The organism is Polaromonas hydrogenivorans, from assembly GCF_040105105.1.
In the GTDB taxonomy this organism is placed as follows: Bacteria; Pseudomonadota; Gammaproteobacteria; order Burkholderiales; family Burkholderiaceae_C; genus Polaromonas; species Polaromonas hydrogenivorans.
This window is the reverse complement of the sequence record NZ_CP157675.1, coordinates 2419304-2440000: the sequence shown is the minus strand read 5'-3', so window position 1 is coordinate 2440000 and position 20697 is coordinate 2419304. Positions and strand designations below refer to the sequence as shown.

Here is a 20697-nt window from a genome sequence, read left to right as displayed (position 1 = left end):
TCTGGAAAGGCTGGCCATAGCGGGTGATAGCCCCGTATGCAAAAAGAGACCTGTGGTACTGAGCTTGCGAAAAGTAGGGCGGGACACGAGAAATCCTGTCTGAATATGGGGGGACCATCCTCCAAGGCTAAATACTCATCATTGACCGATAGTGAACTAGTACCGTGAGGGAAAGGCGAAAAGAACCCCGGGAGGGGAGTGAAATAGATCCTGAAACCGTGTGCTTACAAAAAGTAGGAGCCTCGAAAGGGGTGACTGCGTACCTTTTGTATAATGGGTCAGCGACTTACATTCAGTGGCAAGGTTAACCGAATAGGGAAGCCGTAGAGAAATCGAGTCCGAATAGGGCGTCTAGTCGCTGGGTGTAGACCCGAAACCAAGTGAGCTATCCATGGCCAGGATGAAGGTGCAGTAACATGCACTGGAGGTCCGAACCCACTAGTGTTGCAAAACTAGGGGATGAGCTGTGGATAGGGGTGAAAGGCTAAACAAACTTGGAAATAGCTGGTTCTCTCCGAAAACTATTTAGGTAGTGCCTCAAGTATTACCATCGGGGGTAGAGCACTGTTTTGGCTAGGGGGTCATGGCGACTTACCAAACCAAGGCAAACTCCGAATACCGATGAGTACAGCTTGGGAGACAGAGCACCGGGTGCTAACGTCCGGACTCAAGAGGGAAACAACCCAGACCGCCAGCTAAGGTCCCTAAAATTGGCTAAGTGGGAAACGAAGTGGGAAGGCTATAACAGTCAGGATGTTGGCTTAGAAGCAGCCATCATTTAAAGAAAGCGTAATAGCTCACTGATCGAGTCGTCCTGCGCGGAAGATGTAACGGGGCTAAGCCAGTTACCGAAGCTGCGGATGTGCAATTTATTGCATGTGGTAGGAGAGCGTTCTGTAAGCCTGTGAAGGTGGCGGTGTAAACCCTGCTGGAGGTATCAGAAGTGCGAATGCTGACATGAGTAGCGTTAAAGGGGGTGAAAAGCCCCCTCGCCGTAAGCGCAAGGTTTTCTACGCAACGTTCATCGGCGTAGAGTGAGTCGGCCCCTAAGGCGAGGCAGAGATGCGTAGCTGATGGGAAACAGGTCAATATTCCTGTACCGATGTGTAGTGCGATGTGGGGACGGAGAAGGTTAGCTCAGCCAACTGTTGGATATGTTGGTTCAAGCCTGTAGTCGTGCCTGGTAGGTAAATCCGCCGGGCTTAGATGAGGGGTGATAACGAGGCTGCTTGCAGCCGAAGTGAGTGATACCCTGCTTCCAGGAAAAGCCACTAAGCTTCAGCTACACACGACCGTACCGCAAACCGACACTGGTGCGCGAGATGAGTATTCTAAGGCGCTTGAGAGAACTCAGGAGAAGGAACTCGGCAAATTGACACCGTAACTTCGGAAGAAGGTGTGCCTCTAGTCAGTGATGTCCCTCGCGGACGGAGCTAAACGAGGTTGCAAAAAATCGGTGGCTGCGACTGTTTATTAAAAACACAGCACTCTGCTAAGACGAAAGTCGACGTATAGGGTGTGACGCCTGCCCGGTGCTGGAAGATTAAATGATGGGGTGCAAGCTCTTGATTGAAGTCCCAGTAAACGGCGGCCGTAACTATAACGGTCCTAAGGTAGCGAAATTCCTTGTCGGGTAAGTTCCGACCTGCACGAATGGCGTAACGATGGCCACACTGTCTCCTCCTGAGACTCAGCGAAGTTGAAATGTTTGTGATGATGCAATCTCCCCGCGGAAAGACGGAAAGACCCCATGAACCTTTACTGTAGCTTTGTATTGGATTTTGAACAGACCTGTGTAGGATAGGTGGGAGGCTTTGAAGTGAGGACGCTAGTTCTCATGGAGCCAACGTTGAAATACCACCCTGGTGTGTTTGAGGTTCTAACCTAGGTCCATTATCTGGATCGGGGACAGTGCATGGTAGGCAGTTTGACTGGGGCGGTCTCCTCCCAAAGTGTAACGGAGGAGTTCGAAGGTACGCTAGTTACGGTCGGACATCGTGACGATAGTGCAATGGCATAAGCGTGCTTAACTGCGAGACTGACAAGTCGAGCAGATGCGAAAGCAGGACATAGTGATCCGGTGGTTCTGTATGGAAGGGCCATCGCTCAACGGATAAAAGGTACTCTGGGGATAACAGGCTGATACCGCCCAAGAGTTCATATCGACGGCGGTGTTTGGCACCTCGATGTCGGCTCATCTCATCCTGGGGCTGTAGCCGGTCCCAAGGGTATGGCTGTTCGCCATTTAAAGAGGTACGTGAGCTGGGTTTAAAACGTCGTGAGACAGTTTGGTCCCTATCTTCCGTGGGCGCTGCAGATTTGAGGAAGCCTGCTCCTAGTACGAGAGGACCGGAGTGGACGAACCTCTGGTGTACCGGTTGTCACGCCAGTGGCATTGCCGGGTAGCTAAGTTCGGAAGAGATAACCGCTGAAAGCATCTAAGCGGGAAACTCGTTTCAAGATTAGATCTGCCGGGGCCTTGAGCCCCCTGAAGAGTCGTTCAAGACCAGGACGTTGATAGGCAGGGTGTGGAAGCGCAGTAATGCGTTAAGCTAACCTGTACTAATTGCTCGAGAGGCTTGACCCTATAACTTTGACCGTCTCAACAAGACGCGTTCAAGGCTGTTATGCCAGGTTGACGCATTCAAAAGACGCAGTCCCAGCGGACTGTGCAACAATCTAAATTAAAGCTGATTTGCTCTATGAATTCGATGGATTGCTCCGCGTGGAACAATCCATCAACCAGTTATGCCTGATGACCATAGCAAGTTGGTACCACTCCTTCCCATCCCGAACAGGACAGTGAAACGACTCAGCGCCGATGATAGTGCGGATTCCCGTGTGAAAGTAGGTCATCGTCAGGCTCTTATAGCCCCTGAACAAGCCCGGTTGATCATTAGATTGACCGGGCTTTTTCTTTTTGAGGATGCCGTTTGGAGGTAAGCACCGTATGCGGCTGGGCATCCCACCTTGATTCGACGTTGATGATCAGGCATCGTCCCCACGAAGGAGATCGTGGAGACGATGAATCAATTATCGACAGCAGAGCGCCCTCGGCGGCGCGAGTACAGCGCAGAGTTCAAGACTTCTGTGCTGGAGCAATGTCGCCAGTCAGGCGCATCGATTGCCGGCATTGCGCTGGGTCACGGCATCAACCCGAACATGGTGCATCGTTGGATGCGGGAGGATCGGCAGCGTCTGGAACTGATCGAACTGCAAAGGGGCGCCTTGGCATTTGTGCCGCTGCAACTGCCACCCTCACCAGCTGTTGGCCCAAGCCTCGCAAAGTGCGTGCAACCCTCCACCGAGCAAGGCGCTGCAGCAGAAGGGATCTGCGTTGAGATTCAACGTGCAGGCGGCAAGGTGACTGTGACATGGCCGCTGCAATCGGCCAGCGAATGTGGCGCCTGGCTGCGCGCGTGGCTGAGATGATCCGCATTGACGCGCTGTGGCTGGCTACCGCTCCGATAGACATGCGCATGGGAACGGAACGCCTGCTGGCACGGGTGGTGCAGGTGTTCGGTGCAGCCCAGGCCCATCACGGCTACCTGTTTGCCAACGCGCGGGGCAATCGCATGAAGCTGCTGCTGCACGATGGTTTTGGCATGTGGTGCGCGGCCCGTCGGCTCAATCAGGGCGGGTTTGAATGGCCACGCGGTGGCGCCAGTATAGCCACCTCGATGACGCTGACAAAGCAGCAATTCGACGCCCTGGTGGTGGGACTTCCGTGGAGCCGACTGGAACAAATGCAGTCCATTGCACGGGTGTAGGAACCGTGGTTTAACGCTGTGCAAAGGGCAATTGGAATATGCCCTAATTCGCATTTGTGTGTGGATTTTGCACAATCCACGCATGCTCCGCGTGGACCAACTCAACGCCCAAGACTTTGTCGGTCTGAGCCCTGCCGCCGCTGCCGAATTGGCCGCCCGCGTGTTGTCACACGTTGGCGAGCAGAGCCGGCAAATCGAATCCCAGGCCCAGGCCATCGAGCTCAGGGATGCCAAGATCGCAAGCATCACCTTTGAGCTGCGCCGCCTCAAGGCCCGGCAGTTTGCGGCCAGGACCGAACGCATGAATGCCGAGCAGCGCCAGTTGTTTGAAGAAACGCTGGCAGCCGACCAGGCGGATCTGGAAGCCCAACTCGCAGCGCTGAAGACAGCATTCAAAATGCCGGGCAATGCTCCAGACACCGACACCCCTCGCAAGCCCAAACGCCAAGCCTTGCCCGAGCACCTCAAACGCGTTGACCACCACCATGAGCCAGAGAACACGACATGCGATTGCGGTCAGGCGATGGTGCGTATCAGCGCATTGATGGATGAGCGCTACAAGGTGGCGATTTCCCGCCTGGGCAACCGGGTGCGCCTCGCCGGCAGCGCGGAAACAGGAGGCGTCACAGACGCACAAAGGAGAGACCTCGATCAAAACTCTGTACAAGGTGCTGACCGCGCCTGCTGCGCGCGTAGCTGATCCCGGGCTACTGGCTTGAGCGCTGCTAGGCCGCCTTTGCCGGCACACTCCCGCCGGACGAACTCGCCGCGCTGCTGGGCGCCTTGGGCATCGGCCACGGCATCAACCTCTACCTCCAGCTTTAACAAACTACCACTAGATCAAGGCTGGGCCTTGCACCTACGCGTTTTAAGCCTCCGGTGGAATGCGCAGAACCTGGCCCGGATAAATCTTGTCCGGGTCGCTCAGCATGGGCTTGTTGGCCTCGAAAATCTGGGTGTATTTGTTGGGCGTGCCGTAGAACTGTTTGCTAATCCTGGACAGGTTATCGCCGGTGACGACCACATACATCTGCGATTCGGGTGAGCTGCTGGCGACGGTCAGCATGTCCTTGACTGCCGAAACCTGGGCCACATTGCCGCAGCACAGAAGCACTTTTTCCTTGGTCGCCTGGTCAGGCGCCACGCCGGAAACCGTCACGGTTGCGCTCGGTGCATCAAAGCTGACCTGCAGCGCATCGACTTTCAGGCCCATGCTGTTGATGTAGGTGGCAATCGCATCACCGGCCGTCTTGCTCAGCGCGGCCACGTTTTCAGGCGTGGGTTTTGCGGCTGCGGCTTCCTGGGCCGCCTTGGCTTCGCCCCGGCCGAACAGCTTTTCACCGGCTTCCTTGATAAAACTAAACATGCCCATGGGTTTTCCAATCAAAAAATAAATCGCCCGGTACAAGACGCCGAGGCTGGATTCACTGTAAAGCCTTCGCCCAGGCAAAGCATGTCAGCACTTTTACAAAGCCTGTAGGACAAGTCCGCTTTGATGCAGGGTTTTAACCCAGACGGCTGAGGTCCAAGCCCTCCATGTCAATTTCAGCAGGCCTGCCGGTCATTAGATCCGCCAGAGCGCGTGCGCTGCCGCAGCTCAGCGCCCAGCCGCTGGGGAGCCATGGCCGAGGTTGAACCAGAGACCGGGCAGGCCACTGTGGCCAACCAAGGACGGGCCGTCCGGCAGCATCGGGCGGGCGCCTTTCCATACCTGCACGCAGCCGTGGCTATCCCGAACCTAGCGGTAGTTTGTTGAACCATATAGATCCCTGGCAGTCCAAGTGACAGGAGGGTTCACATCATGTCTACTCGTCTTTCACGTCCTCCTGCACCAGGATCCCTGGAAGCGTTTGCGGTGCAATTCGACCCTTTGCTCCAGACGCCGGCCCAGCGCCATGGCTTTCGAACGTATCTGTCCGGATCGCTGCTGCCGCGCGAGCGCTTCCCAAGACACTGACGGCGCTGGTCGGCGCCGAACCTCTCGTCCAGGCCCAGGCGGCCGAGGTGCAGCGGCTGCAGTTTTTCCTGTCCGAGGCCGCCTGGGACGCCGAAGCGATCAATGCCAAACGACTGGCGCTGCTGGCCGCCGAGCCGGCCACTGCCCCGTCGGCCAACGGTGTGTTGATCATTGATGACACCGGAGACCGCAAGGAGGGCAGCGCCACCGATCATGTGGCGCGCCAGTATCTGGGATCGGTCGGGAAAATCGACAACGGCATCGTTGCGGTGACCACCTTGTGGGCCGACGAGGCGCATTACTACCCGCTGCATGTGATGCCCTACACGCCCGAGAAGCGGCTGGCCGGTGGAAAGCAAGATCCGGCGTTTCGCACAAAACCGCAAATCGCGCTGGCCCTGGCCATTCGTTCAAGGATACGGCGCACTCGCTGCCGCTGCGCGCGTGGCACAAAGTGATTCGCCGCTTTCGGGACGGCCACACCGAGCGCTGGTGGGCGGCCGAGCTTACGCTGTTCGGCTATGGTCCGGCCAATCCGGTGCGGGCGATCTGCGCCACGACCGATCGGCGCGCGTTGCCGGCCCTTTCCACCTGGTACCTCACCACCAACTTGTCGCGCGAGCAGGCGCCGCTGGGCGAGGTCGTGCGGCTGTACGGTTTGCGCAACTGGGTGGAGCAAAGCTACAAACAAATGAAAGACGAGCTCGGCTGGGCCGCGACTTCATGGTTCGAAGCGACCGTGCAATTCGTCGCCACTGGACGCTGGTGTGCTGCGCGTTTGCTTTTTGCTGGTGGCACGCTGCCTCGCAAGCCCGCGCGAGCGAATCGTCAACGCCACCCGAGGCGCGGAAAAAAAACCGGCAGCCTCAAGGTGCTGCCGCGCTGCCGCGCTGGCCGCGCCTGCTGCGCGCGGTGCGCGCCTGGCTGACCCCGGCGTACTGGCTGGCGCGTTGCTGGGCCGCCTTTGCAGACACTGCCCCGCCAGCCGAACTCGCCGCGCTGCTCGGCGCCTTGAACGCCGGCCACGGGATTAACCTCTACCTTAGGCTTTAACAAACTACCGATAGAGCGGATTTCAAAACAGCGGAAGGAACCGAACGTTTTGCAAGAAAAGCTATCCAAGGAGGATGTCAGCAAAGCAATGGTGAAATCATGGTCGCTCCCTATTCTCTGGATTTACGCCGTAAAGTCGTTCAGGCCTGCAAACGCCAGGGTCAATCGCAGCGCGCGGTGGCCGAGTTCTTTGGCGTGAGCCTGTCCTTTGTCGAGGGTCTGCTGCGCCGGGTACGCCGCAGCGGTGAGTTGGTGCCGCTGCGCAGGCGCCCCGGGCCTCACGCCAAGGTCGATGAGGAGTCCTGTCAGCGCCTGGAGCGCTGGCTTGCCAAGACCAGCCCGACCTGACGCTGGCCGAAATGGTCGCTCGGCTGCAGGCCGATGGCTGCCCGGCGGTGAGCACGCCTACCGTGTGCCGGGTGTTCCAGCGCCTGGGCCTGCGTCGAAAAAAAAGACTCTACACGCCACACAGCGCGACACCGCGCAGGTACGTCAGGCACGCGGTCAGTACTGGCAAGACATAGCCCGGCATGCCCCAACACGGCTGAAATTCATTGACGAATCTGGCGTCAACATCGCGATGACACGCCCCTACGGGCGTGCCCGACGCGGCCAGCGCGTGCATGACGCGGTACCGAAAAACTGGGGCCGCAACGTGACCATACTGGGCTCGCTGTCGTGTCATGGACTCGAAGCGGTAATGACGGTAGACGGCGCCACCGATGGGGCCGTGTTTATGGCCTATGTCAGCCAGATGCTGGCGCCCACGCTCAAGCCAGGCGATGTGGTGGTGATGGACAACCTGGGATCCCACAAAGTCGATGGCATACGCAGCGCCATCGAAGCCAGGGGCGCTACCCTGATGTATCTGCCACCCTATTCACCGGACTACTCACCCATCGAGCCGTGCTGGTCAAAACTCAAGACCTGCCTGCGCGCCATCAAGGCCCGTACACGGCAAGCGCTGGATGAGGCCCTTGCGCAGGTCATCGACACGGTGACCGCCTCCGACGCAAAAGGATGGTTCAAGCATTGCGGCTATGCCTTTCACTAGAGAAGAATTACCCTGACTGGCAATAGCCGCAATGGCGAATGTAGCGCTCGCACTCATCGGGGGCAAACCGATCAAGCAGTGAGCCGATGGCACTCCAGAGCGTTTCGAGCGTGCGGGCCTGGGTGGTGCGCAGCAAGGTTTTGAGCTTGGCAAACACCTGCTCAATTGGGTTGAAGTCCGGGCTGTACGGCGGCAAGTACCGCAGCGTCGCACCTGCCCCCTCAATGGCAGGCTTGACACCGGCGACCTTGTGAGAGCTAAGGCAAGTCCATCACCACGATGTCGCCGGCCCGCAACTCAGGCACGAGGAACTGCTCCACCCAGGCCACAAATGCATGGCCGTTGATCGGCCCGTCCAGCACCAGCGGCGCCAACAGCCCGTCCTTGCTCAGCGCGCAGACAAACGTCGTGGTGTGCCAGTGGCCACAAGGCGCATATCCCAGGCAACGCTCGCCCTTGGGCGAGCGGCCCCAGGTCGGCGCCATATTGGTCGTAGCCCAGGTTTCATCCAGAAAGATCAGCCGCTCGCTGGCCGGCCAAGCTTGTTCCTGCGGCCCAGTCCGCGCGCGCCTGCGCGACGTCGCTTCGCTTTTGCTCGGCAGCATGCACCGTCTTTTTTTTCGCGTCAGCCCCAGCCGGGCCAGCGTCTTGCCCATGGTTGTCGGCCCGACTTCGATGCCGTGCTCTGCCTTGACCCACTGGCACAGCTGAGCGAGTGTCTGCTCGGGCGCCAAGGCAACCTGGGCCAGCAGCGGCTCCTTCAGCCCGGCCAGGCGCAGCGGCACATGGTTGTGCTGCGCCCCTGCGCTGGTTTGGCCGAGTCGTCCATGGCGCGAACGCACCCGTGACACATAGGCCGCAGAGACACCAAAACGCTCGGCCACTTCCCGAAGCCGTCCCGGGGCCGCCAACACCCGATCGCGCAGATCCTGCGCATAAGCCCTGCCGCGTCGCCAAGACATAACCCTTGCCTCCAAATCAGCTTTCGATCACACCTTCATCGTCCAAGTTCCTTTGCCTTTTTTGCTAGTCAGCACGGAGCCGCTCTAATCTGAAATCCGCTCTATCGGTAGTTTGTTAAAGCCTAAGGTAGAGGTTAATCCCGTGGCCGGCGTTCAAGGCGCCGAGCAGCGCGGCGAGTTCGGCTGGCGGGGCAGTGTCTGCAAAGGCGGCCCAGCAACGCGCCAGCCAGTACGCCGGGGTCAGCCAGGCGCGCACCGCGCGCAGCAGGCGCGGCCAGCGCGGCAGCGCGGCAGCACCTTGAGGCTGCCGGTTTTTTTTCCGCGCCTCGGGTGGCGTTGACGATTCGCTCGCGCGGGCTTGCGAGGCAGCGTGCCACCAGCAAAAAGCAAACGCGCAGCACACCAGCGTCCAGTGGCGACGAATTGCACGGTCGCTTCGAACCATGAAGTCGCGGCCCAGCCGAGCTCGTCTTTCATTTGTTTGTAGCTTTGCTCCACCCAGTTGCGCAAACCGTACAGCCGCACGACCTCGCCCAGCGGCGCCTGCTCGCGCGACAAGTTGGTGGTGAGGTACCAGGTGGAAAGGGCCGGCAACGCGCGCCGATCGGTCGTGGCGCAGATCGCCCGCACCGGATTGGCCGGACCATAGCCGAACAGCGTAAGCTCGGCCGCCCACCAGCGCTCGGTGTGGCCGTCCCGAAAGCGGCGAATCACTTTGTGCCACGCGCGCAGCGGCAGCGAGTGCGCCGTATCCTTGAACGAATGGCCAGGGCCAGCGCGATTTGCGGTTTTGTGCGAAACGCCGGATCTTGCTTTCCACCGGCCAGCCGCTTCTCGGGCGTGTAGGGCATCACATGCAGCGGGTAGTAATGCGCCTCGTCGGCCCACAAGGTGGTCACCGCAACGATGCCGTTGTCGATTTTCCCGACCGATCCCAGATACTGGCGCGCCACATGATCGGTGGCGCTGCCCTCCTTGCGGTCTCCGGTGTCATCAATGATCAACACACCGTTGGCCGACGGGGCAGTGGCCGGCTCGGCGGCCAGCAGCGCCAGTCGTTTGGCATTGATCGCTTCGGCGTCCCAGGCGGCCTCGGACAGGAAAAACTGCAGCCGCTGCACCTCGGCCGCCTGGGCCTGGACGAGAGGTTCGGCGCCGACCAGCGCCGTCAGTGTCTTGGGAAGCGCTCGCGCGGCAGCAGCGATCCGGACAGATACGTTCGAAAGCCATGGCGCTGGGCCGGCGTCTGGAGCAAAGGGTCGAATTGCACCGCAAACGCTTCCAGGGATCCTGGTGCAGGAGGACGTGAAAGACGAGTAGACATGATGTGAACCCTCCTGTCACTTGGACTGCCAGGGATCTATATGGTTCAACAAACTACGGCTAAGTTGCACTTGGTCGACGTGGATCTGCGCAGAGCCGTACTGACAGTTCAACGAAGCAAAGGGCGCTCGCGCATCCTGGCGATCCGCGAAGATCTGGTCCTCGAACTCCGTCACTACCTGCGCCAACGCGAGGAAGTCCTGGCGGCAAGCGGTGCCGACGACTCCTTGACACTGTTCATCCGTCGCGATGGATCAGCGCTCACCCTGCGTGCGGCCTCGGAGGCGTTGCGAGGTCTGCTACGCGATCTCGGATTGAAGCCGCCACGCGGTCGCTCGGGCGCCAGGCCTTACGAATTCAGGCATGCCTTTGCCGTACATCGGCTGACCGCCTGGGCCGTCGAAGGCGTGGACGTGCACGCGAAACTGCCGTGGCTGTCGACCTATCTCGGACACCAGAGCGTCCTTGGCACGCAGGTCTACCTCAAGGCCACGCCTGAGCTGTTGCAACTTGCGAGTCAGCGCTTCGAGCAGCACTCGCGCAGCGAGCACCGCCTGCCATGAAGCGCGCGCCGTCGCTGTTCGCTTACGTGCAGTCGTACTTCACGCAGTACCTGCCCAAGCAGCGAGGTGCTAGCGTCCACACGATCCGAGCCTACCGCGATGCGTTGACGATGCTGTTCAAGTTTGTCGCCGAGCAGCGCGGCCAAGAGATTGCCTTCTTGCAGATCGGTGACATCGACGCCGATGCGGTGACGCGCTTTCTGGATCACATCGAGGCGCAGCGATCAAATTCGGCAGCCACACGCAATTGCCGCCGGGCGGCGATCCGTGGCTTCTTCAAGCACCTGCTGCGCAACGACCTGGCGCACTCACAGCAGTTCGTGCGGGTGTTGGCCATCCCGGCGAAGAAGGCGCGGCAGTGACCGGCGACCTACCTTGAGGCCGAGGACGCCCGCCTGATCATTGGCATGTTGTCGCCGACCGAAAATTGACCATCTAAAGGCCGAAGTGCCGATTCAAAATTGACCAGGGTGTTCCACTGACCTGCTGAATTTTTCAGCAGGAGAAGAAGGTGATCACCATGGACATGTTAGGCAAGGTCAGGCGCATGAAACTGCGCGACAAATTCTCCACCAGCGCCATTGCAAAGCTCACCGTGCTGTCGCGCAATACGGTCAAGAAGTGGCTCAAGGCGTCAAGCAGCAAGGCGCCCAAATACAGCCGGGAAAGCAGCGAAGGCAAGCTCACCGCCTTTGAAGAAACGCTGGAGCAGGCCCTCACGGCCGACTCCCATCGACCCAAGCACGGCCGGCGCACGGCCAAGGCGCTGTTTGCGCAAATCCAGGCACAGGGCTACCGGGGTGGCTACAGCGCCGTGACCGACTTCACCCGCGCCTGGCGCGAGTTGTCGGGCAAAGCCATCACCAAGGCGTTCGTGCCTTTGAGCTTCGAGCTGGGGGAAGCCTTCCAGTTTGACTGGAGTGATGAAGGGCTGCTGGTGGGCGGCGTGTTCTACAAGCTGCAGGTGGCCCATTTGAAACTGTGCGCCAGCCGCGCTTTCCCCCTGTGTCAGACTAGTTGTCGCCTCCGATTTTCCGCGGGTTATCCGCAGCGCAAGCGACATTTCATGCACAGAAAACCTCATTCCCATCACTCCACCGAATTCAAGGAGCAGGCACTGCTCAAAGCCCGCCATCGCGGCGCGCGTTCAATTCTGAGCCTTGCCAGCGAGCTGAACATGTCTGCCGGCACCCTCAAGCGATGGGTGCTGGACTCGGCCAAGGCCGGCGAACAGGCACTCGGGGAGACAAGCCCTGCGCTGGACGGCCCGGCTGCATCTTGGTCGCCATCGCAGCGCCTGAGGGCTCTGCAGGAAAGCTACGCATTCAATGGCCCGGCACTGGCGGCGTGGTGCCGCGAGCGTGGTGTGTTCGAGCACCAGTTGGTGCAGTGGCGCGAAGAGTTTTGCACCCCGGTCGCGCCCGCCTCGCGCGAGGCAACGGGTGCCTTTCGAGAACTCCAGCGTCAGCACGAGCAGCTCCAGCGTGAATTGCGGCGCAAGGAAAAAGCGCTGGCCGAGGTAGCCGCCTTGCTGGTGTTGCAAAAAAACTTCCAGGCGCTGCTGGAGGGCGCGGACAAATGACGTCCGTCCAGCAGCGCCAAAAGTTGCTCGGCCTGATCGGCAAGGCCTGCGCCGACGGGGCGCGCTTGAAGCCGGCTTGCCATCAAATCGGGCTGTCCTGCCGTAGCGTGCAGCGCTGGCAGCGCACGCAGGCGGCCGAGGGCGACCAGCGTCCTTCGGGCAAGCGGCGCTATGTGTGCCCGCCCAACAAGCTGCGCGAGGACGAGCGCCAGGCGGTGATGGCCACGCTCAACAGCGAAGCGTTCAAGGACTTGCCGCCGAGCCAAGTCGTGCCTCGCCTGGCCGACCGCGGCGTCTATGTGGCCTCGGAGTCCACGATGTACCGAATACTTCGACAGCAGGGCCAACTGGGCCATCGACGCTCGGAGCGCGCAGCGCAAAAGCGAAGCCGGCCGCGCGCCCTTGCCGCCACCGGAGCCGATCAGGTGTTCTGCTGGGATATCACGTATCTGCCCACTCAGGTGCGCGGCCAGCACTTTTACCTGTACCTGTTCGAGGATTTGTTCAGCCGCAAGATCGTGGGCTGGCAGGTGTTTGACTGCGAGAGCGCCGAGCTGGCCAGCCAGTTGCTGCGTGACATCTGTGAGAGCCAGGGCATTCGCCCGGGCCAGCTGACGGTGCATTCGGACAACGGCTCGCCCATGAAGGGCGAGACCATGCTGGCGGCCATGCAGCGCCTGGGCGTGGCGCACACGCGCAGCCGTCCGTCCGTGAGCAATGACAATCCGTACGTCGAATCAGCGTTCAGAACGCTGAAGTACCGCCCCGAACTGCCTGTCAAGCCGTTCGAGAACCTGCTGGCCGCAAGGCGCTGGGTCACCGAGCTGGCCCATTGGTACAACCACGAGCATCGCCACAGCGCCATTGGCTTCGTGACACCGGCGCAGCGCCATGCCGGCCTGGACCGGGCACTGCTTGAGCAGCGCGCGCTCGTCTATGAACAGGCCCGCCAGGAAAATCCTCAGCGCTGGTCAGGGCAGCCTCGCCAGTGGGCGCATGTCGATGTCGTGCACCTCAACCCAGAAACCAAGCAACAAACCAAGGAGCCTGAATCCAAGCAAAAAACAGCCTGACTCACTTCACTTCAGGCGACAACTTCCTTGACAGCCACCGATAGGGGCGTTGAGTGATTCGCGGATCGGCGCGCTGATCAAGTAGCCGTACACCGCGGCCAGCGGTATCTTCAAGCCAAGCGGCTTGTCAAGTTCCGCGCAAGCCAGGCCGGCGCACATCACCACCTGGTCAAAGCGCCGCGGCAATTGATCGCCTGCTATGTAAAGCGTAGCTGGATGCGCACGGTCCAATTGCGCAATTGCCGTATTGAACTGGAAATGAACGCCCAGCCGGCGGGCCTCATCCTTCAGCAGCAGTGCAAACTGCCGGCAGTTGGCCACCTCGTCGTCAGGCAGGTGAACGGCGCCCAGCAAGCCGGTGTCGCGATTGAGTGCCGGCTCGACCTGCCGCACTTCATCGGCATCGATCTGCCTGAAAGCCACGCCGGCATCGCGCAGCACCTGCAGGCCGGGCTGGACCAGCAGGCCGTCCATGGCCAGCTCATACGTAGTGGTGATGCCGATGATGCCTGCGTCAATGACCGCGACCTTCATGCGGCCGTGCCGGGCAGGGTGGCAAGAAATAATATCGAACCTGAAGTCATGGAACTGATTTTTTTATATAAAAAAAGCCGTTTCCGCTTTGTGGGCGGGCGCAGCCAGCTATTGTTTTTGTAGTGAAAGAGCGAGTGCTGCCTCGACCTGCAAGGCCAGGTCCAGCACGCATGTCGTCATGCAGTGCCGCGTGCCAGAGCATCAGGCCGACGGGCAACTGGCCGGGATTCTGGCAGGGGATGGAAATTGCGCAGCCGTCGAGCATGTTCGCCACCGAGGTATTGCGCAGCAAGAGTGCGTTGATCCGGAAGAACTCATCGTCATGGTTCAGCACGCTGGCAATCGAGGGCGCCACGATGGGCACGGTGGGCGACAGCACCGCGTCAAAGTGGCTTAAACGCGCTTCCATGCGGGTAATCCAGTTTTGGCGTGCTGCCAGCAAATCGATGTAGTCGGCCGCGCTCATGTGGGCACCGCGCAAGATGCGCAGCGCCACGCGCGGGTCGTATTGCGCTTCATGTTCGGCGATCAGTTTGCGGTGCCAGGCATGGCTCTCTGCGGCGGACAGGCCGCCGCTGGCATTGATGGCCGACAGCTCACCGATTTCTTCAAGCGCTATTTCTTCAATCCGGGTGCCGGACTGGCGAAGCACCCGCAAGCTGTGCTCGAACGCCTGCGCGACCGTGCTGTCGAGCCCGTCCTGCATGAGGGTTCGCGCGACTGCAATCCGGCACGATGCTAGAGGCTTGCCGGCGAGTTGCACTCGGCGTGCTGACAGGACTTCATGCACCGTCACCGCGTCGCGCACCGAACGGGTGACGGCGCAGACCGTGTCCAGGCTGCTGGACAGCGGGACAGCGCCGGTCAAAGGAACCAGGCGCGCGGTACTTTTAAAACCGACGATGCCGCACAGCGCTGCCGGAATGCGGATCGAGCCGCCCGTGTCGGAACCCAGGCCCACCAGGGCCGCGCCCGTGGCCACCGACACGGCGGCGCCCGAGGACGAACCGCCCGGAATGCGCTCGGTCGAAGCATCGGCCGGGTTCACCGGCGTGCCGTAGTGCGGATTGATGCCGACGCCGGAAAATGCAAACTCGACCATGTTGGTTCGGCCGACCAGCACGGCGCCTGCCGCCCGCAGCCGCGCGACGGCGACGGCGTCCGTACTGGCCGGTGCGGCTCCGGCCAGTACGGTCGATCCGGCAGTCGTGACTTGGCCCGCCACGTCAAACAGGTCCTTGACCGAAACGGGAGCGCCGGCTAACACGAAGGCCGGATCGTTGATCGCAGCCTTGAGGGGCAATGCGGGTGCGCTTTTCGGCTGGCCGGGCATGAAGACATGGCGGCAGGCGTCGCTGCTGGCGATGGCTGCGGCCTGCTCAAGAATTTCCTCGATGCGGGTGCGGCCGTCCTGAAGGCTTGCCTGCATGGCGTGAAGATCGGTCGGGGATGCCAGGGCAATTGCATTTAACCCCGAGGCTGAAGGTCCAGGAGTGATTCCCTGTAATCGGTGAGTCGGTCAGCGGTTTTGCGGCGGCTTCGCATGCTGCGTTTGGGGTACTGCTGGTCTTGGCGCAGCAGCGTCAAAGCGAACTTTCTTATCGTCGAGAGATTGCGCGGGGCATGGCCTGTGCGCACCCGGCACTCGTCCTCGCGGAACGTGACATCGAGCACCCAGTGCAGGCGGTTCTCAATTCCCCAGTGCCCCCGTGCCGCATTGGCCAGCGTCTGGGCCGATGAGATGCCTTCGGAGCCAATGTAAAACGTGCGCTCCACCGACACCTTGCCCTTGATCTCGCGCTGGCGCTCGACCATGCCAACGCCTGCAAGGTTTTTCCAGTCATCGCGCAACGACGGCTCCATCCAGTCGAGCTTGCCCACCCATACATGGCGCCGCGTCTCAATGCGCCCATGGTCTTTTTCCAGCGTCTCGAAGCGACTCACCGCAAGGCTGCCAAAGCCGTGCCTCTGGCCCTCGGCGTAGAACTCCGCCACCGCCTCAAAGAGCGTACCCTGATTAGCCTTGAGCGCCAGCAGGTAGTGGCCGCCTTGCCCGACGATTTTCTCGGCGATTTCCCTCTGGCAGCCTATGGCGTCAATGGTCACGGTGCAGTCCTTGAGTGTGAGCGCCTCCAGCAGCGCCTTGATGGCCACAATCTCGTGGCCCTTGCCCCGCGTGCCCTCCTGGCCCAGGCACAAGCCGCTTTCTGTCGCAAAGGCGCTAACCATGTGCAGCGCCGTGTTGGCGCCATCGCACGAGCCGCACAGCGTCTTGCCATCCAGGGCAATCACGCCTTTGACATTGCCCGCAATGCCTCGTATCCAGCGGCGAAAGCATTGCTCGAAAACCTCTGCGTCCAGCAGGCGAAAGACGCGCCCGAACGTGTCGTGCGAGGGTGTTCCCTGCTCCAGGACAAGGTATTTTTTGAGCCAGTCTTCGTTATCGCTGGCCCACTCGGCTACGTCCACCCAGTTGTCCGCCCCGCACAGCACGGCGCTCAGCGTCATCACGATCATCTCCTTGAGATCATGGCGTTGTGCAGGACCAGTGCGTGGATCGGGCAGTATCGAGAAAGCTTGAATCAGCATCAGGTTCACTTGCAATGAAAAATGCTTGAGTGAACACCAGCTTTTGGCCTTTCCGCTCAAATTTCTTCAAATGCAATTGCCCTGTCGGGGATGCCGGGTGGTACTGATTCATGGGGATGGAATGTTATACTCAGCAGGCTCTGCAGTTGGCGATAAAAATCGTTTGCAGGGTAAATCGCAAATCAGCCACGCAAGGTGTTGTCCGGAAATCCCTCCGGCGATAAGCGTTGATTTTAGAAACAACCTTTGGAGTTAATTATGTCCACAAACATGCGCGAAATGCTGGAAGCCGGCGTCCACTTTGGTCACCAAACCCGCTTCTGGGATCCAAAAATGGCTCCCTACATTTTTGGCCACCGCAACCGTATTCACATCATCAACCTGGAAAAATCGCTGCCGATGTTCCAGGAAGCGATGAAATTCGCCAAGCAGCTGACCGCCAACCGCGGCACCATCCTGATGGTCGGCACCAAGCGCACCGCCCGTGAAACCGTTGCTGCCGAAGCCCAGCGCGCCGGTATTCCTTATGTTGACCAGCGCTGGCTGGGCGGCATGCTGACCAATTTTAAGACGGTCAAGACCTCGATCAAGCGCCTGAAAGAAATGAAGGCCCAGCAGGAAGCCGGCCTTGACTCGATCAGCAAGAAAGAACAGCTGACCTTCAAGCGCGAAATCGAAAAGCTCGAAAAAGACATCGGCGGCATCCAGGACATGACTGCGTTGCCAGACGCCATCTTCGTGATCGACGTGGGTTTCCACAAAATCGCGATCCTGGAAGCCAAGAAGCTCGGCATTCCCCTGATCGGTGTGGTCGATACCAACCATTCGCCACTCGGCATCGACTACGTGATCCCCGGTAACGACGACTCGTCCAAGGCTGTGGCGCTGTATGCCCGCGGTATTGCAGACGCTGTCATCGAAGGCCGTGCCAGCGCCATGGACGACGTCGTCAAGGCGGTGTCGGCTGAAGGTTCGGATGAATTTGTCGAAGTGGAAAACGCAGCCGCCTAAATAGCATTGGCGTTACGCCAAACGCGAAAAAGGGGCTCGCGTAGCCCCTTTTTCACAACCCGACAAGATGAAGCGGCGCTGCATTGAAGCGCCCCTCCAGGTCAAAACGAAAATACGGAGAATTAAAAAATGGCAATGGCAATTACTGCAAAGATGGTCGCTGAACTGCGCGCCAAGACCGACGCCCCGATGATGGAGTGCAAAAAAGCACTGACCGAGGCTGAAGGCGATTTCGAAAAAGCCGAGGAACTCCTGCGCGTCAAGCTCGGCAGCAAGGCCGGCAAGGCCGCTTCCCGCGTCACCGCTGAAGGCGTGGTGACCCTGGCCCGCGAAGGTGATGACGTCGCGCTGGTCGAAATCAATTGCGAAACCGACTTCGTGACCAAGAACGACAGCTTCCTGGCATTCGCCAATGCAGTCGCCGAAGGCGTTGTGAAAAACAATCCTGCCGATCTGGCTGCCCTTGGCGCCATGCCTTTGACGATGGACAGCTTTGGCCCTACCGTCGAAGACGTGCGCCGGGGCCTGATCGGCAAGATCGGTGAAAACATGACCGTTCGCCGCTTCAAGCGCTTTGCCAGTGGCAAGGCCGCGTCTTACCTGCACGGCACGCGCATCGGCGTGGTCGTGGAGTTTGAAGGCGACGAAGCCGCCGCCAAGGATGTCGCCATGCATGTGGCCGCCATGAAGCCGGTGGCCCTGTCCAGCGCTGATGTGCCTGCCGAACTGGTTGCCAAGGAGCGCTCGGTGGCGGCTGCCAAGGCGGCTGAAGATGCCTCCGTTGCCCAGGCAGCAGGCAAGTCTGTCCAGTCTGCTGAAATCGTTGCCAAGCGCATTGAAGGCGGCGTTCAGAAATACCTGAAAGAGGTCAGCCTGAACAACCAGACCTTCGTCAAGAACGACAAGCAGACCGTCGAGCAGATGCTCAAGGAAAAGGCCACGGTGATCAAATCGTTCACGCTGTATATCGTGGGCGAAGGCATCGAAAAGAAGGTCGATGACTTTGCTGCGGAAGTTGCCGCGCAGGTCGCTGCCGCCAAGGGCGCCTAAGCCTTCCGGTCAGTCCGAAAGATCGTTTTTATTCATCCACCTCACCACGAAAGCCCTCCACATGCCAGCTTACAAGCGGATATTGTTAAAACTGTCTGGTGAGGCGCTGATGGGCGACGATGCTTTCGGCATCAACCGCGCCACCATCGTGCGCATGGTGGAGGAAATTGCCGAAGTCACCCGCATGGGAGTTCAGGTGGCGGTGGTGATTGGCGGCGGCAACATCTTTCGCGGTGTGGCCGGAGGATCGGTCGGCATGGATCGTGCTACTGCCGACTACATGGGCATGCTGGCGACCGTGATGAATGCACTGGCCCTGGGTGACACCATGGACAAGGCCGGGCTGGTTGCCCGGGTGATGTCCGCCATCGGCATCGAGCGTGTCGTCGAGCCCTATGTGCGACCCAAGGCCTTGCAGTATCTGGAAGAGGGCAAGGTCGTTGTTTTTGCGGCGGGCACCGGCAATCCTTTCTTCACCACCGACACGGCAGCGGCTTTGCGCGGCGCTGAAATCGGCGCTGAAATTGTTCTGAAGGCAACCAAGGTCGATGGCGTTTATTCCGCTGATCCGAAAAAAGATCCGGAAGCCACGCGCTACACCAGCATCACTTTTGACGAAGTCATCGGCAAGAATCTTGAAGTGATGGATGCCACGGCGTTTGCCCTGTGCCGCGACCAGAAGCTGCCGATCAAGATATTCAGCATCTTCAAGCTCGGCGCGCTCAGGCGCGTGGTGATGGGTGAAGACGAAGGAACGCTGGTCCACGTCTGAGCCAGGCTGGCGTAAGGGCGCAACGCGCAGGTTTTTGCATTTTTTTGAATTTAGTCATCAGGAGGTTCGACCATGAGCATTGTTGAGATCAAGCAGCAGGCAACGCAAAAAATGCAGCAGTCCCTGGAATCCTTCCAGCACAACCTCACCAAAATCCGCACGGGCCGTGCCAATCCCGGTTTGCTCGATACCGTGCATGTGGACTATTACGGCTCCATGGTGCCGATCAGCCAGGTCGCCAATGTGGCGCTGCTCGACGCGCGCACCATCAGCGTTTCGCCCTGGGAAAAAGGCATGGGCGCCAAGATTGAAAAAGCCATTCGCGACTCCGATCTGGGCCTGAATCCGGCGTCACAGGGCGATCTGATTCGCGTTCCCATGCCGGCCATGACCGAAGAGCGCCGCAAGGAACTCACCAAGGTCGTGCGTGCCGAGGGCGAGCATGCCAAGGTGGCGATTCGCAACCTGCGCCGCGATGCGAATGACGGTGTCAAGAAGCTGCTCAAGGACAAGCTGGCGTCCGAAGACGACGAACGCCGCTCGCAGGAAGAAATCCAGAAGTTCACCGACCGTTTCATTGCCGATGTTGACAAGCTTGTCACCGGCAAGGAACAAGACATCATGGCGGTTTGATTTCACAATACCTGGCCTGAACCAGCCCATGGCCACTTCTGCTTCGATTGTTCCGCACCATGTCGCCATCGTCATGGATGGCAATGGCCGCTGGGCCAAAAAACGCTATTTGCCCCGGATCGCCGGCCACAAGCAGGGCGTCGATGCACTCAGCCGCTGTGTGAAGGCTTGCCTCGCGCGTGGTATCGGCGTGCTGACGGTCTTTGCGTTTTCCTCGGAAAACTGGAACCGGCCTTCCGAGGAAGTGTCGGGTCTGATGGACCTGGTGGTACTGGCCCTGGCAAAAAAGGTTCAGAGTCTCAATGCCAACGGGGTTCAGATTCATTTCATTGGTGATCGCCAGCGGTTTTCAGAAAGAGTCCGCTCAGCTTTGGTGCAGGCTGAGTCGAGCACGGCGAACAACCAGCGGCTGGTGTTCAATGTCTGCTTTAACTACGGCGGGCGCTGGGATATTGCCCAGGCGGCGCAAAAGCTGGCCAGCCGGGGTGAAGCCATTACCGAGTTGTCGCTTGACCGGGCCATGGCGATGTCCCATGTGCCCGATCCGGATTTGCTGATTCGCACGGGTGGCGAATTGCGCATCAGCAATTTTCTGCTCTGGCAGTTAGCTTATTCAGAGCTGTATTTTTCCGACAAGCTCTGGCCGGAATTCGACGAGGCTGAACTGGACAAGGCGATTGCCGCTTTTGCTTCACGCGAGCGCCGTTTTGGACAGACTCCGGAGCAGGTCAGTGGCCTTCTTCATCCTACTTAAAACGAAAAGGTGGTCTG

General features: G+C 59.7%; 25 protein-coding genes, 2 rRNA genes and 4 pseudogenes (1 of these 31 running past the window's edge). 20 read left to right on the top strand and 11 right to left on the bottom strand.

Annotated features, from left to right (window positions below; translation table 11 throughout):
• From ABLV49_RS11730 to ABLV49_RS11710, 5 genes are all read left to right on the top strand, one after another.
• Window positions 1-2587, top strand: a 23S ribosomal RNA gene (locus ABLV49_RS11730) (it extends 292 nt beyond the left edge of the window).
• 164 nt (window positions 2588-2751) lie between these two features.
• Window positions 2752-2864, top strand: a 5S ribosomal RNA gene (gene rrf / locus ABLV49_RS11725).
• 160 nt (window positions 2865-3024) lie between these two features.
• Complete coding sequence (gene tnpA, locus ABLV49_RS11720; RefSeq protein ID WP_349281689.1) at window positions 3025-3432, top strand: IS66-like element accessory protein TnpA; 408 nt, start codon at window positions 3025-3027, stop codon at window positions 3430-3432.
• Window positions 3429-3770, top strand: coding sequence for an IS66 family insertion sequence element accessory protein TnpB (gene tnpB, locus ABLV49_RS11715; RefSeq protein ID WP_349281687.1), 342 nt, complete (start codon window positions 3429-3431; stop codon window positions 3768-3770). Before tnpA ends, tnpB begins: the two co-directional genes overlap by 4 nt.
• 82 nt (window positions 3771-3852) lie before the next feature.
• Entirely contained in the window at window positions 3853-4470 is a 618-nt protein-coding gene (locus tag ABLV49_RS11710) for a hypothetical protein (protein WP_349276580.1), read from the top strand.
• A 168-nt stretch (window positions 4471-4638) separates the two neighbouring features.
• On the opposite strand, the gene lysM is transcribed toward ABLV49_RS11710, so the two are convergent.
• Window positions 4639-5142: a peptidoglycan-binding protein LysM gene (gene lysM, locus ABLV49_RS11705; protein WP_349276578.1), complete on the bottom strand. Its 504-nt coding sequence runs from the start codon at window positions 5140-5142 to the stop codon at window positions 4639-4641.
• Window positions 5143-5275: 133 nt separating this feature from the next.
• A pseudogene (locus tag ABLV49_RS11700) lies at window positions 5276-5487 on the bottom strand (FAD-dependent oxidoreductase); the annotation flags it as partial.
• Between the two features lie 84 nt (window positions 5488-5571).
• Between ABLV49_RS11700 and ABLV49_RS11695 the strand changes: the two are divergent.
• The 5 genes from ABLV49_RS11695 (at window position 5572) to ABLV49_RS11675 (ending at window position 7834) form a co-directional block, all read left to right on the top strand.
• On the top strand, window positions 5572-5727 hold the full coding sequence (locus ABLV49_RS11695) for a hypothetical protein (protein ID WP_349276569.1): 156 nt from the start codon (window positions 5572-5574) through the stop codon (window positions 5725-5727).
• Window positions 5728-5774: 47 nt separating this feature from the next.
• Entirely contained in the window at window positions 5775-6185 is a 411-nt protein-coding gene (locus ABLV49_RS11690) for a transposase (protein WP_349276570.1), read from the top strand.
• Window positions 6182-6655: a hypothetical protein gene (locus ABLV49_RS11685; RefSeq protein ID WP_349276571.1), complete on the top strand. Its 474-nt coding sequence runs from the start codon at window positions 6182-6184 to the stop codon at window positions 6653-6655. The genes ABLV49_RS11690 and ABLV49_RS11685 overlap by 4 nt, the downstream gene beginning before the upstream one ends.
• A 224-nt stretch (window positions 6656-6879) precedes the next feature.
• Window positions 6880-7128: a helix-turn-helix domain-containing protein gene (locus ABLV49_RS11680; protein WP_349276577.1), complete on the top strand. Its 249-nt coding sequence runs from the start codon at window positions 6880-6882 to the stop codon at window positions 7126-7128.
• Window positions 7073-7834: an IS630 family transposase gene (locus ABLV49_RS11675; RefSeq protein WP_349276576.1), complete on the top strand. Its 762-nt coding sequence runs from the start codon at window positions 7073-7075 to the stop codon at window positions 7832-7834. The genes ABLV49_RS11680 and ABLV49_RS11675 overlap by 56 nt, the downstream gene beginning before the upstream one ends.
• A 7-nt stretch (window positions 7835-7841) precedes the next feature.
• Here ABLV49_RS11675 and ABLV49_RS11670 read toward each other — a convergent pair whose 3' ends face one another.
• The 6 genes and pseudogenes from ABLV49_RS11670 to ABLV49_RS11650 all read right to left on the bottom strand — a co-directional run bounded on the left by ABLV49_RS11670 (window position 7842) and on the right by ABLV49_RS11650 (window position 10120).
• Complete coding sequence (locus ABLV49_RS11670) at window positions 7842-7991, bottom strand: hypothetical protein (protein WP_349276574.1); 150 nt, start codon at window positions 7989-7991, stop codon at window positions 7842-7844.
• Window positions 7992-8039, bottom strand: a pseudogene (locus tag ABLV49_RS26045) (hypothetical protein); the annotation flags it as partial.
• Between the two features lie 52 nt (window positions 8040-8091).
• Window positions 8092-8796, bottom strand: a complete 705-nt coding sequence (locus ABLV49_RS11665; RefSeq protein ID WP_349276572.1) for a transposase — start codon at window positions 8794-8796, stop codon at window positions 8092-8094.
• Between the two features lie 240 nt (window positions 8797-9036).
• Window positions 9037-9510, bottom strand: coding sequence for a hypothetical protein (locus ABLV49_RS11660; RefSeq protein WP_349276571.1), 474 nt, complete (start codon window positions 9508-9510; stop codon window positions 9037-9039).
• Window positions 9507-9917, bottom strand: coding sequence for a transposase (locus ABLV49_RS11655; RefSeq protein ID WP_349276570.1), 411 nt, complete (start codon window positions 9915-9917; stop codon window positions 9507-9509). Before ABLV49_RS11655 ends, ABLV49_RS11660 begins: the two co-directional genes overlap by 4 nt.
• 47 nt (window positions 9918-9964) lie before the next feature.
• Entirely contained in the window at window positions 9965-10120 is a 156-nt protein-coding gene (locus ABLV49_RS11650; protein WP_349276569.1) for a hypothetical protein, read from the bottom strand.
• Window positions 10121-10199: 79 nt separating this feature from the next.
• On the opposite strand from ABLV49_RS11650, the gene ABLV49_RS11645 reads away from it, so the two are divergent.
• The 5 genes and pseudogenes from ABLV49_RS11645 (at window position 10200) to ABLV49_RS11625 (ending at window position 13337) form a co-directional block, all read left to right on the top strand.
• A complete protein-coding gene (locus tag ABLV49_RS11645; protein ID WP_349281685.1) occupies window positions 10200-10682 on the top strand; it encodes a tyrosine-type recombinase/integrase in 483 nt (160 codons plus the stop codon).
• A complete protein-coding gene (locus tag ABLV49_RS11640) occupies window positions 10679-11044 on the top strand; it encodes a site-specific integrase (RefSeq protein WP_349276568.1) in 366 nt (121 codons plus the stop codon). Before ABLV49_RS11645 ends, ABLV49_RS11640 begins: the two co-directional genes overlap by 4 nt.
• A gap of 158 nt (window positions 11045-11202) precedes the next feature.
• Window positions 11203-11682, top strand: a pseudogene (locus ABLV49_RS11635) (IS21 family transposase); the annotation flags it as partial.
• A gap of 66 nt (window positions 11683-11748) precedes the next feature.
• Window positions 11749-12264, top strand: a complete 516-nt coding sequence (locus tag ABLV49_RS11630) for a transposase (protein WP_349279284.1) — start codon at window positions 11749-11751, stop codon at window positions 12262-12264.
• Window positions 12261-13337 carry an IS3 family transposase gene (locus tag ABLV49_RS11625; RefSeq protein WP_349276567.1) on the top strand — a complete coding sequence of 359 codons (1077 nt, stop codon included), beginning with the start codon at window positions 12261-12263 and terminating at the stop codon, window positions 13335-13337. The genes ABLV49_RS11630 and ABLV49_RS11625 overlap by 4 nt, the downstream gene beginning before the upstream one ends.
• A 6-nt stretch (window positions 13338-13343) precedes the next feature.
• Here ABLV49_RS11625 and ABLV49_RS11620 read toward each other — a convergent pair whose 3' ends face one another.
• The 3 genes and pseudogenes from ABLV49_RS11620 to ABLV49_RS11610 all read right to left on the bottom strand — a co-directional run bounded on the left by ABLV49_RS11620 (window position 13344) and on the right by ABLV49_RS11610 (window position 16460).
• Window positions 13344-13871, bottom strand: a complete 528-nt coding sequence (locus ABLV49_RS11620; RefSeq protein WP_349276566.1) for an FAD-dependent oxidoreductase — start codon at window positions 13869-13871, stop codon at window positions 13344-13346.
• Between the two features lie 108 nt (window positions 13872-13979).
• Window positions 13980-15300, bottom strand: a pseudogene (locus ABLV49_RS11615) (amidase).
• 38 nt (window positions 15301-15338) lie between these two features.
• Window positions 15339-16460 (bottom strand): ISAs1 family transposase, encoded by a 1122-nt coding sequence (locus ABLV49_RS11610; protein ID WP_349276371.1) that lies wholly within the window; start codon window positions 16458-16460, stop codon window positions 15339-15341.
• A 258-nt stretch (window positions 16461-16718) separates the two neighbouring features.
• Here ABLV49_RS11610 and rpsB point away from each other — a divergent pair, with 258 nt between their 5' ends.
• From rpsB to uppS, 5 genes are all read left to right on the top strand, one after another.
• Entirely contained in the window at window positions 16719-17471 is a 753-nt protein-coding gene (gene rpsB, locus ABLV49_RS11605) for a 30S ribosomal protein S2 (protein WP_011801149.1), read from the top strand.
• 135 nt (window positions 17472-17606) lie between these two features.
• On the top strand, window positions 17607-18521 hold the full coding sequence (tsf, locus tag ABLV49_RS11600) for a translation elongation factor Ts (protein WP_415838212.1): 915 nt from the start codon (window positions 17607-17609) through the stop codon (window positions 18519-18521).
• Between the two features lie 61 nt (window positions 18522-18582).
• Window positions 18583-19293 (top strand): UMP kinase, encoded by a 711-nt coding sequence (gene pyrH / locus ABLV49_RS11595; protein ID WP_011801151.1) that lies wholly within the window; start codon window positions 18583-18585, stop codon window positions 19291-19293.
• A 72-nt stretch (window positions 19294-19365) separates the two neighbouring features.
• Window positions 19366-19926, top strand: coding sequence for a ribosome recycling factor (frr, locus tag ABLV49_RS11590; RefSeq protein ID WP_349276564.1), 561 nt, complete (start codon window positions 19366-19368; stop codon window positions 19924-19926).
• A gap of 28 nt (window positions 19927-19954) precedes the next feature.
• Window positions 19955-20680 (top strand): polyprenyl diphosphate synthase, encoded by a 726-nt coding sequence (gene uppS / locus ABLV49_RS11585; RefSeq protein ID WP_349276563.1) that lies wholly within the window; start codon window positions 19955-19957, stop codon window positions 20678-20680.
• Window positions 20681-20697 lie beyond the last annotated feature (17 nt).

Excerpts from the sequence above, each read along its gene's own strand:
- ABLV49_RS11710 (WP_349276580.1), top strand. The coding sequence starts at position 3,853 with ATGCTCCGCGTGGACCAACTCAACGCCCAAGACTTTGTCGGTCTGAGC.
- ABLV49_RS11680 (WP_349276577.1), top strand. The coding sequence starts at position 6,880 with ATGGTCGCTCCCTATTCTCTGGATTTACGCCGTAAAGTCGTTCAGGCC.
- ABLV49_RS11650 (WP_349276569.1), bottom strand. The coding sequence starts at position 10,120 with ATGTCTACTCGTCTTTCACGTCCTCCTGCACCAGGATCCCTGGAAGCG.
- frr (WP_349276564.1), top strand. The coding sequence starts at position 19,366 with ATGAGCATTGTTGAGATCAAGCAGCAGGCAACGCAAAAAATGCAGCAG.
- ABLV49_RS11665 (WP_349276572.1), bottom strand. The coding sequence starts at position 8,796 with ATGTCTTGGCGACGCGGCAGGGCTTATGCGCAGGATCTGCGCGATCGG.
- ABLV49_RS11640 (WP_349276568.1), top strand. The coding sequence starts at position 10,679 with ATGAAGCGCGCGCCGTCGCTGTTCGCTTACGTGCAGTCGTACTTCACG.
- ABLV49_RS11610 (WP_349276371.1), bottom strand. The coding sequence starts at position 16,460 with ATGCTGATTCAAGCTTTCTCGATACTGCCCGATCCACGCACTGGTCCT.
- lysM (WP_349276578.1), bottom strand. The coding sequence starts at position 5,142 with ATGGGCATGTTTAGTTTTATCAAGGAAGCCGGTGAAAAGCTGTTCGGC.
- uppS (WP_349276563.1), top strand. The coding sequence starts at position 19,955 with ATGGCCACTTCTGCTTCGATTGTTCCGCACCATGTCGCCATCGTCATG.
- ABLV49_RS11675 (WP_349276576.1), top strand. The coding sequence starts at position 7,073 with ATGAGGAGTCCTGTCAGCGCCTGGAGCGCTGGCTTGCCAAGACCAGCC.
- ABLV49_RS11695 (WP_349276569.1), top strand. The coding sequence starts at position 5,572 with ATGTCTACTCGTCTTTCACGTCCTCCTGCACCAGGATCCCTGGAAGCG.
- ABLV49_RS11620 (WP_349276566.1), bottom strand. The coding sequence starts at position 13,871 with ATGAAGGTCGCGGTCATTGACGCAGGCATCATCGGCATCACCACTACG.
- tnpA (WP_349281689.1), top strand. The coding sequence starts at position 3,025 with ATGAATCAATTATCGACAGCAGAGCGCCCTCGGCGGCGCGAGTACAGC.
- rpsB (WP_011801149.1), top strand. The coding sequence starts at position 16,719 with ATGTCCACAAACATGCGCGAAATGCTGGAAGCCGGCGTCCACTTTGGT.
- tsf (WP_415838212.1), top strand. The coding sequence starts at position 17,607 with ATGGCAATTACTGCAAAGATGGTCGCTGAACTGCGCGCCAAGACCGAC.
- ABLV49_RS11625 (WP_349276567.1), top strand. The coding sequence starts at position 12,261 with ATGACGTCCGTCCAGCAGCGCCAAAAGTTGCTCGGCCTGATCGGCAAG.
- tnpB (WP_349281687.1), top strand. The coding sequence starts at position 3,429 with ATGATCCGCATTGACGCGCTGTGGCTGGCTACCGCTCCGATAGACATG.
- pyrH (WP_011801151.1), top strand. The coding sequence starts at position 18,583 with ATGCCAGCTTACAAGCGGATATTGTTAAAACTGTCTGGTGAGGCGCTG.
- ABLV49_RS11630 (WP_349279284.1), top strand. The coding sequence starts at position 11,749 with ATGCACAGAAAACCTCATTCCCATCACTCCACCGAATTCAAGGAGCAG.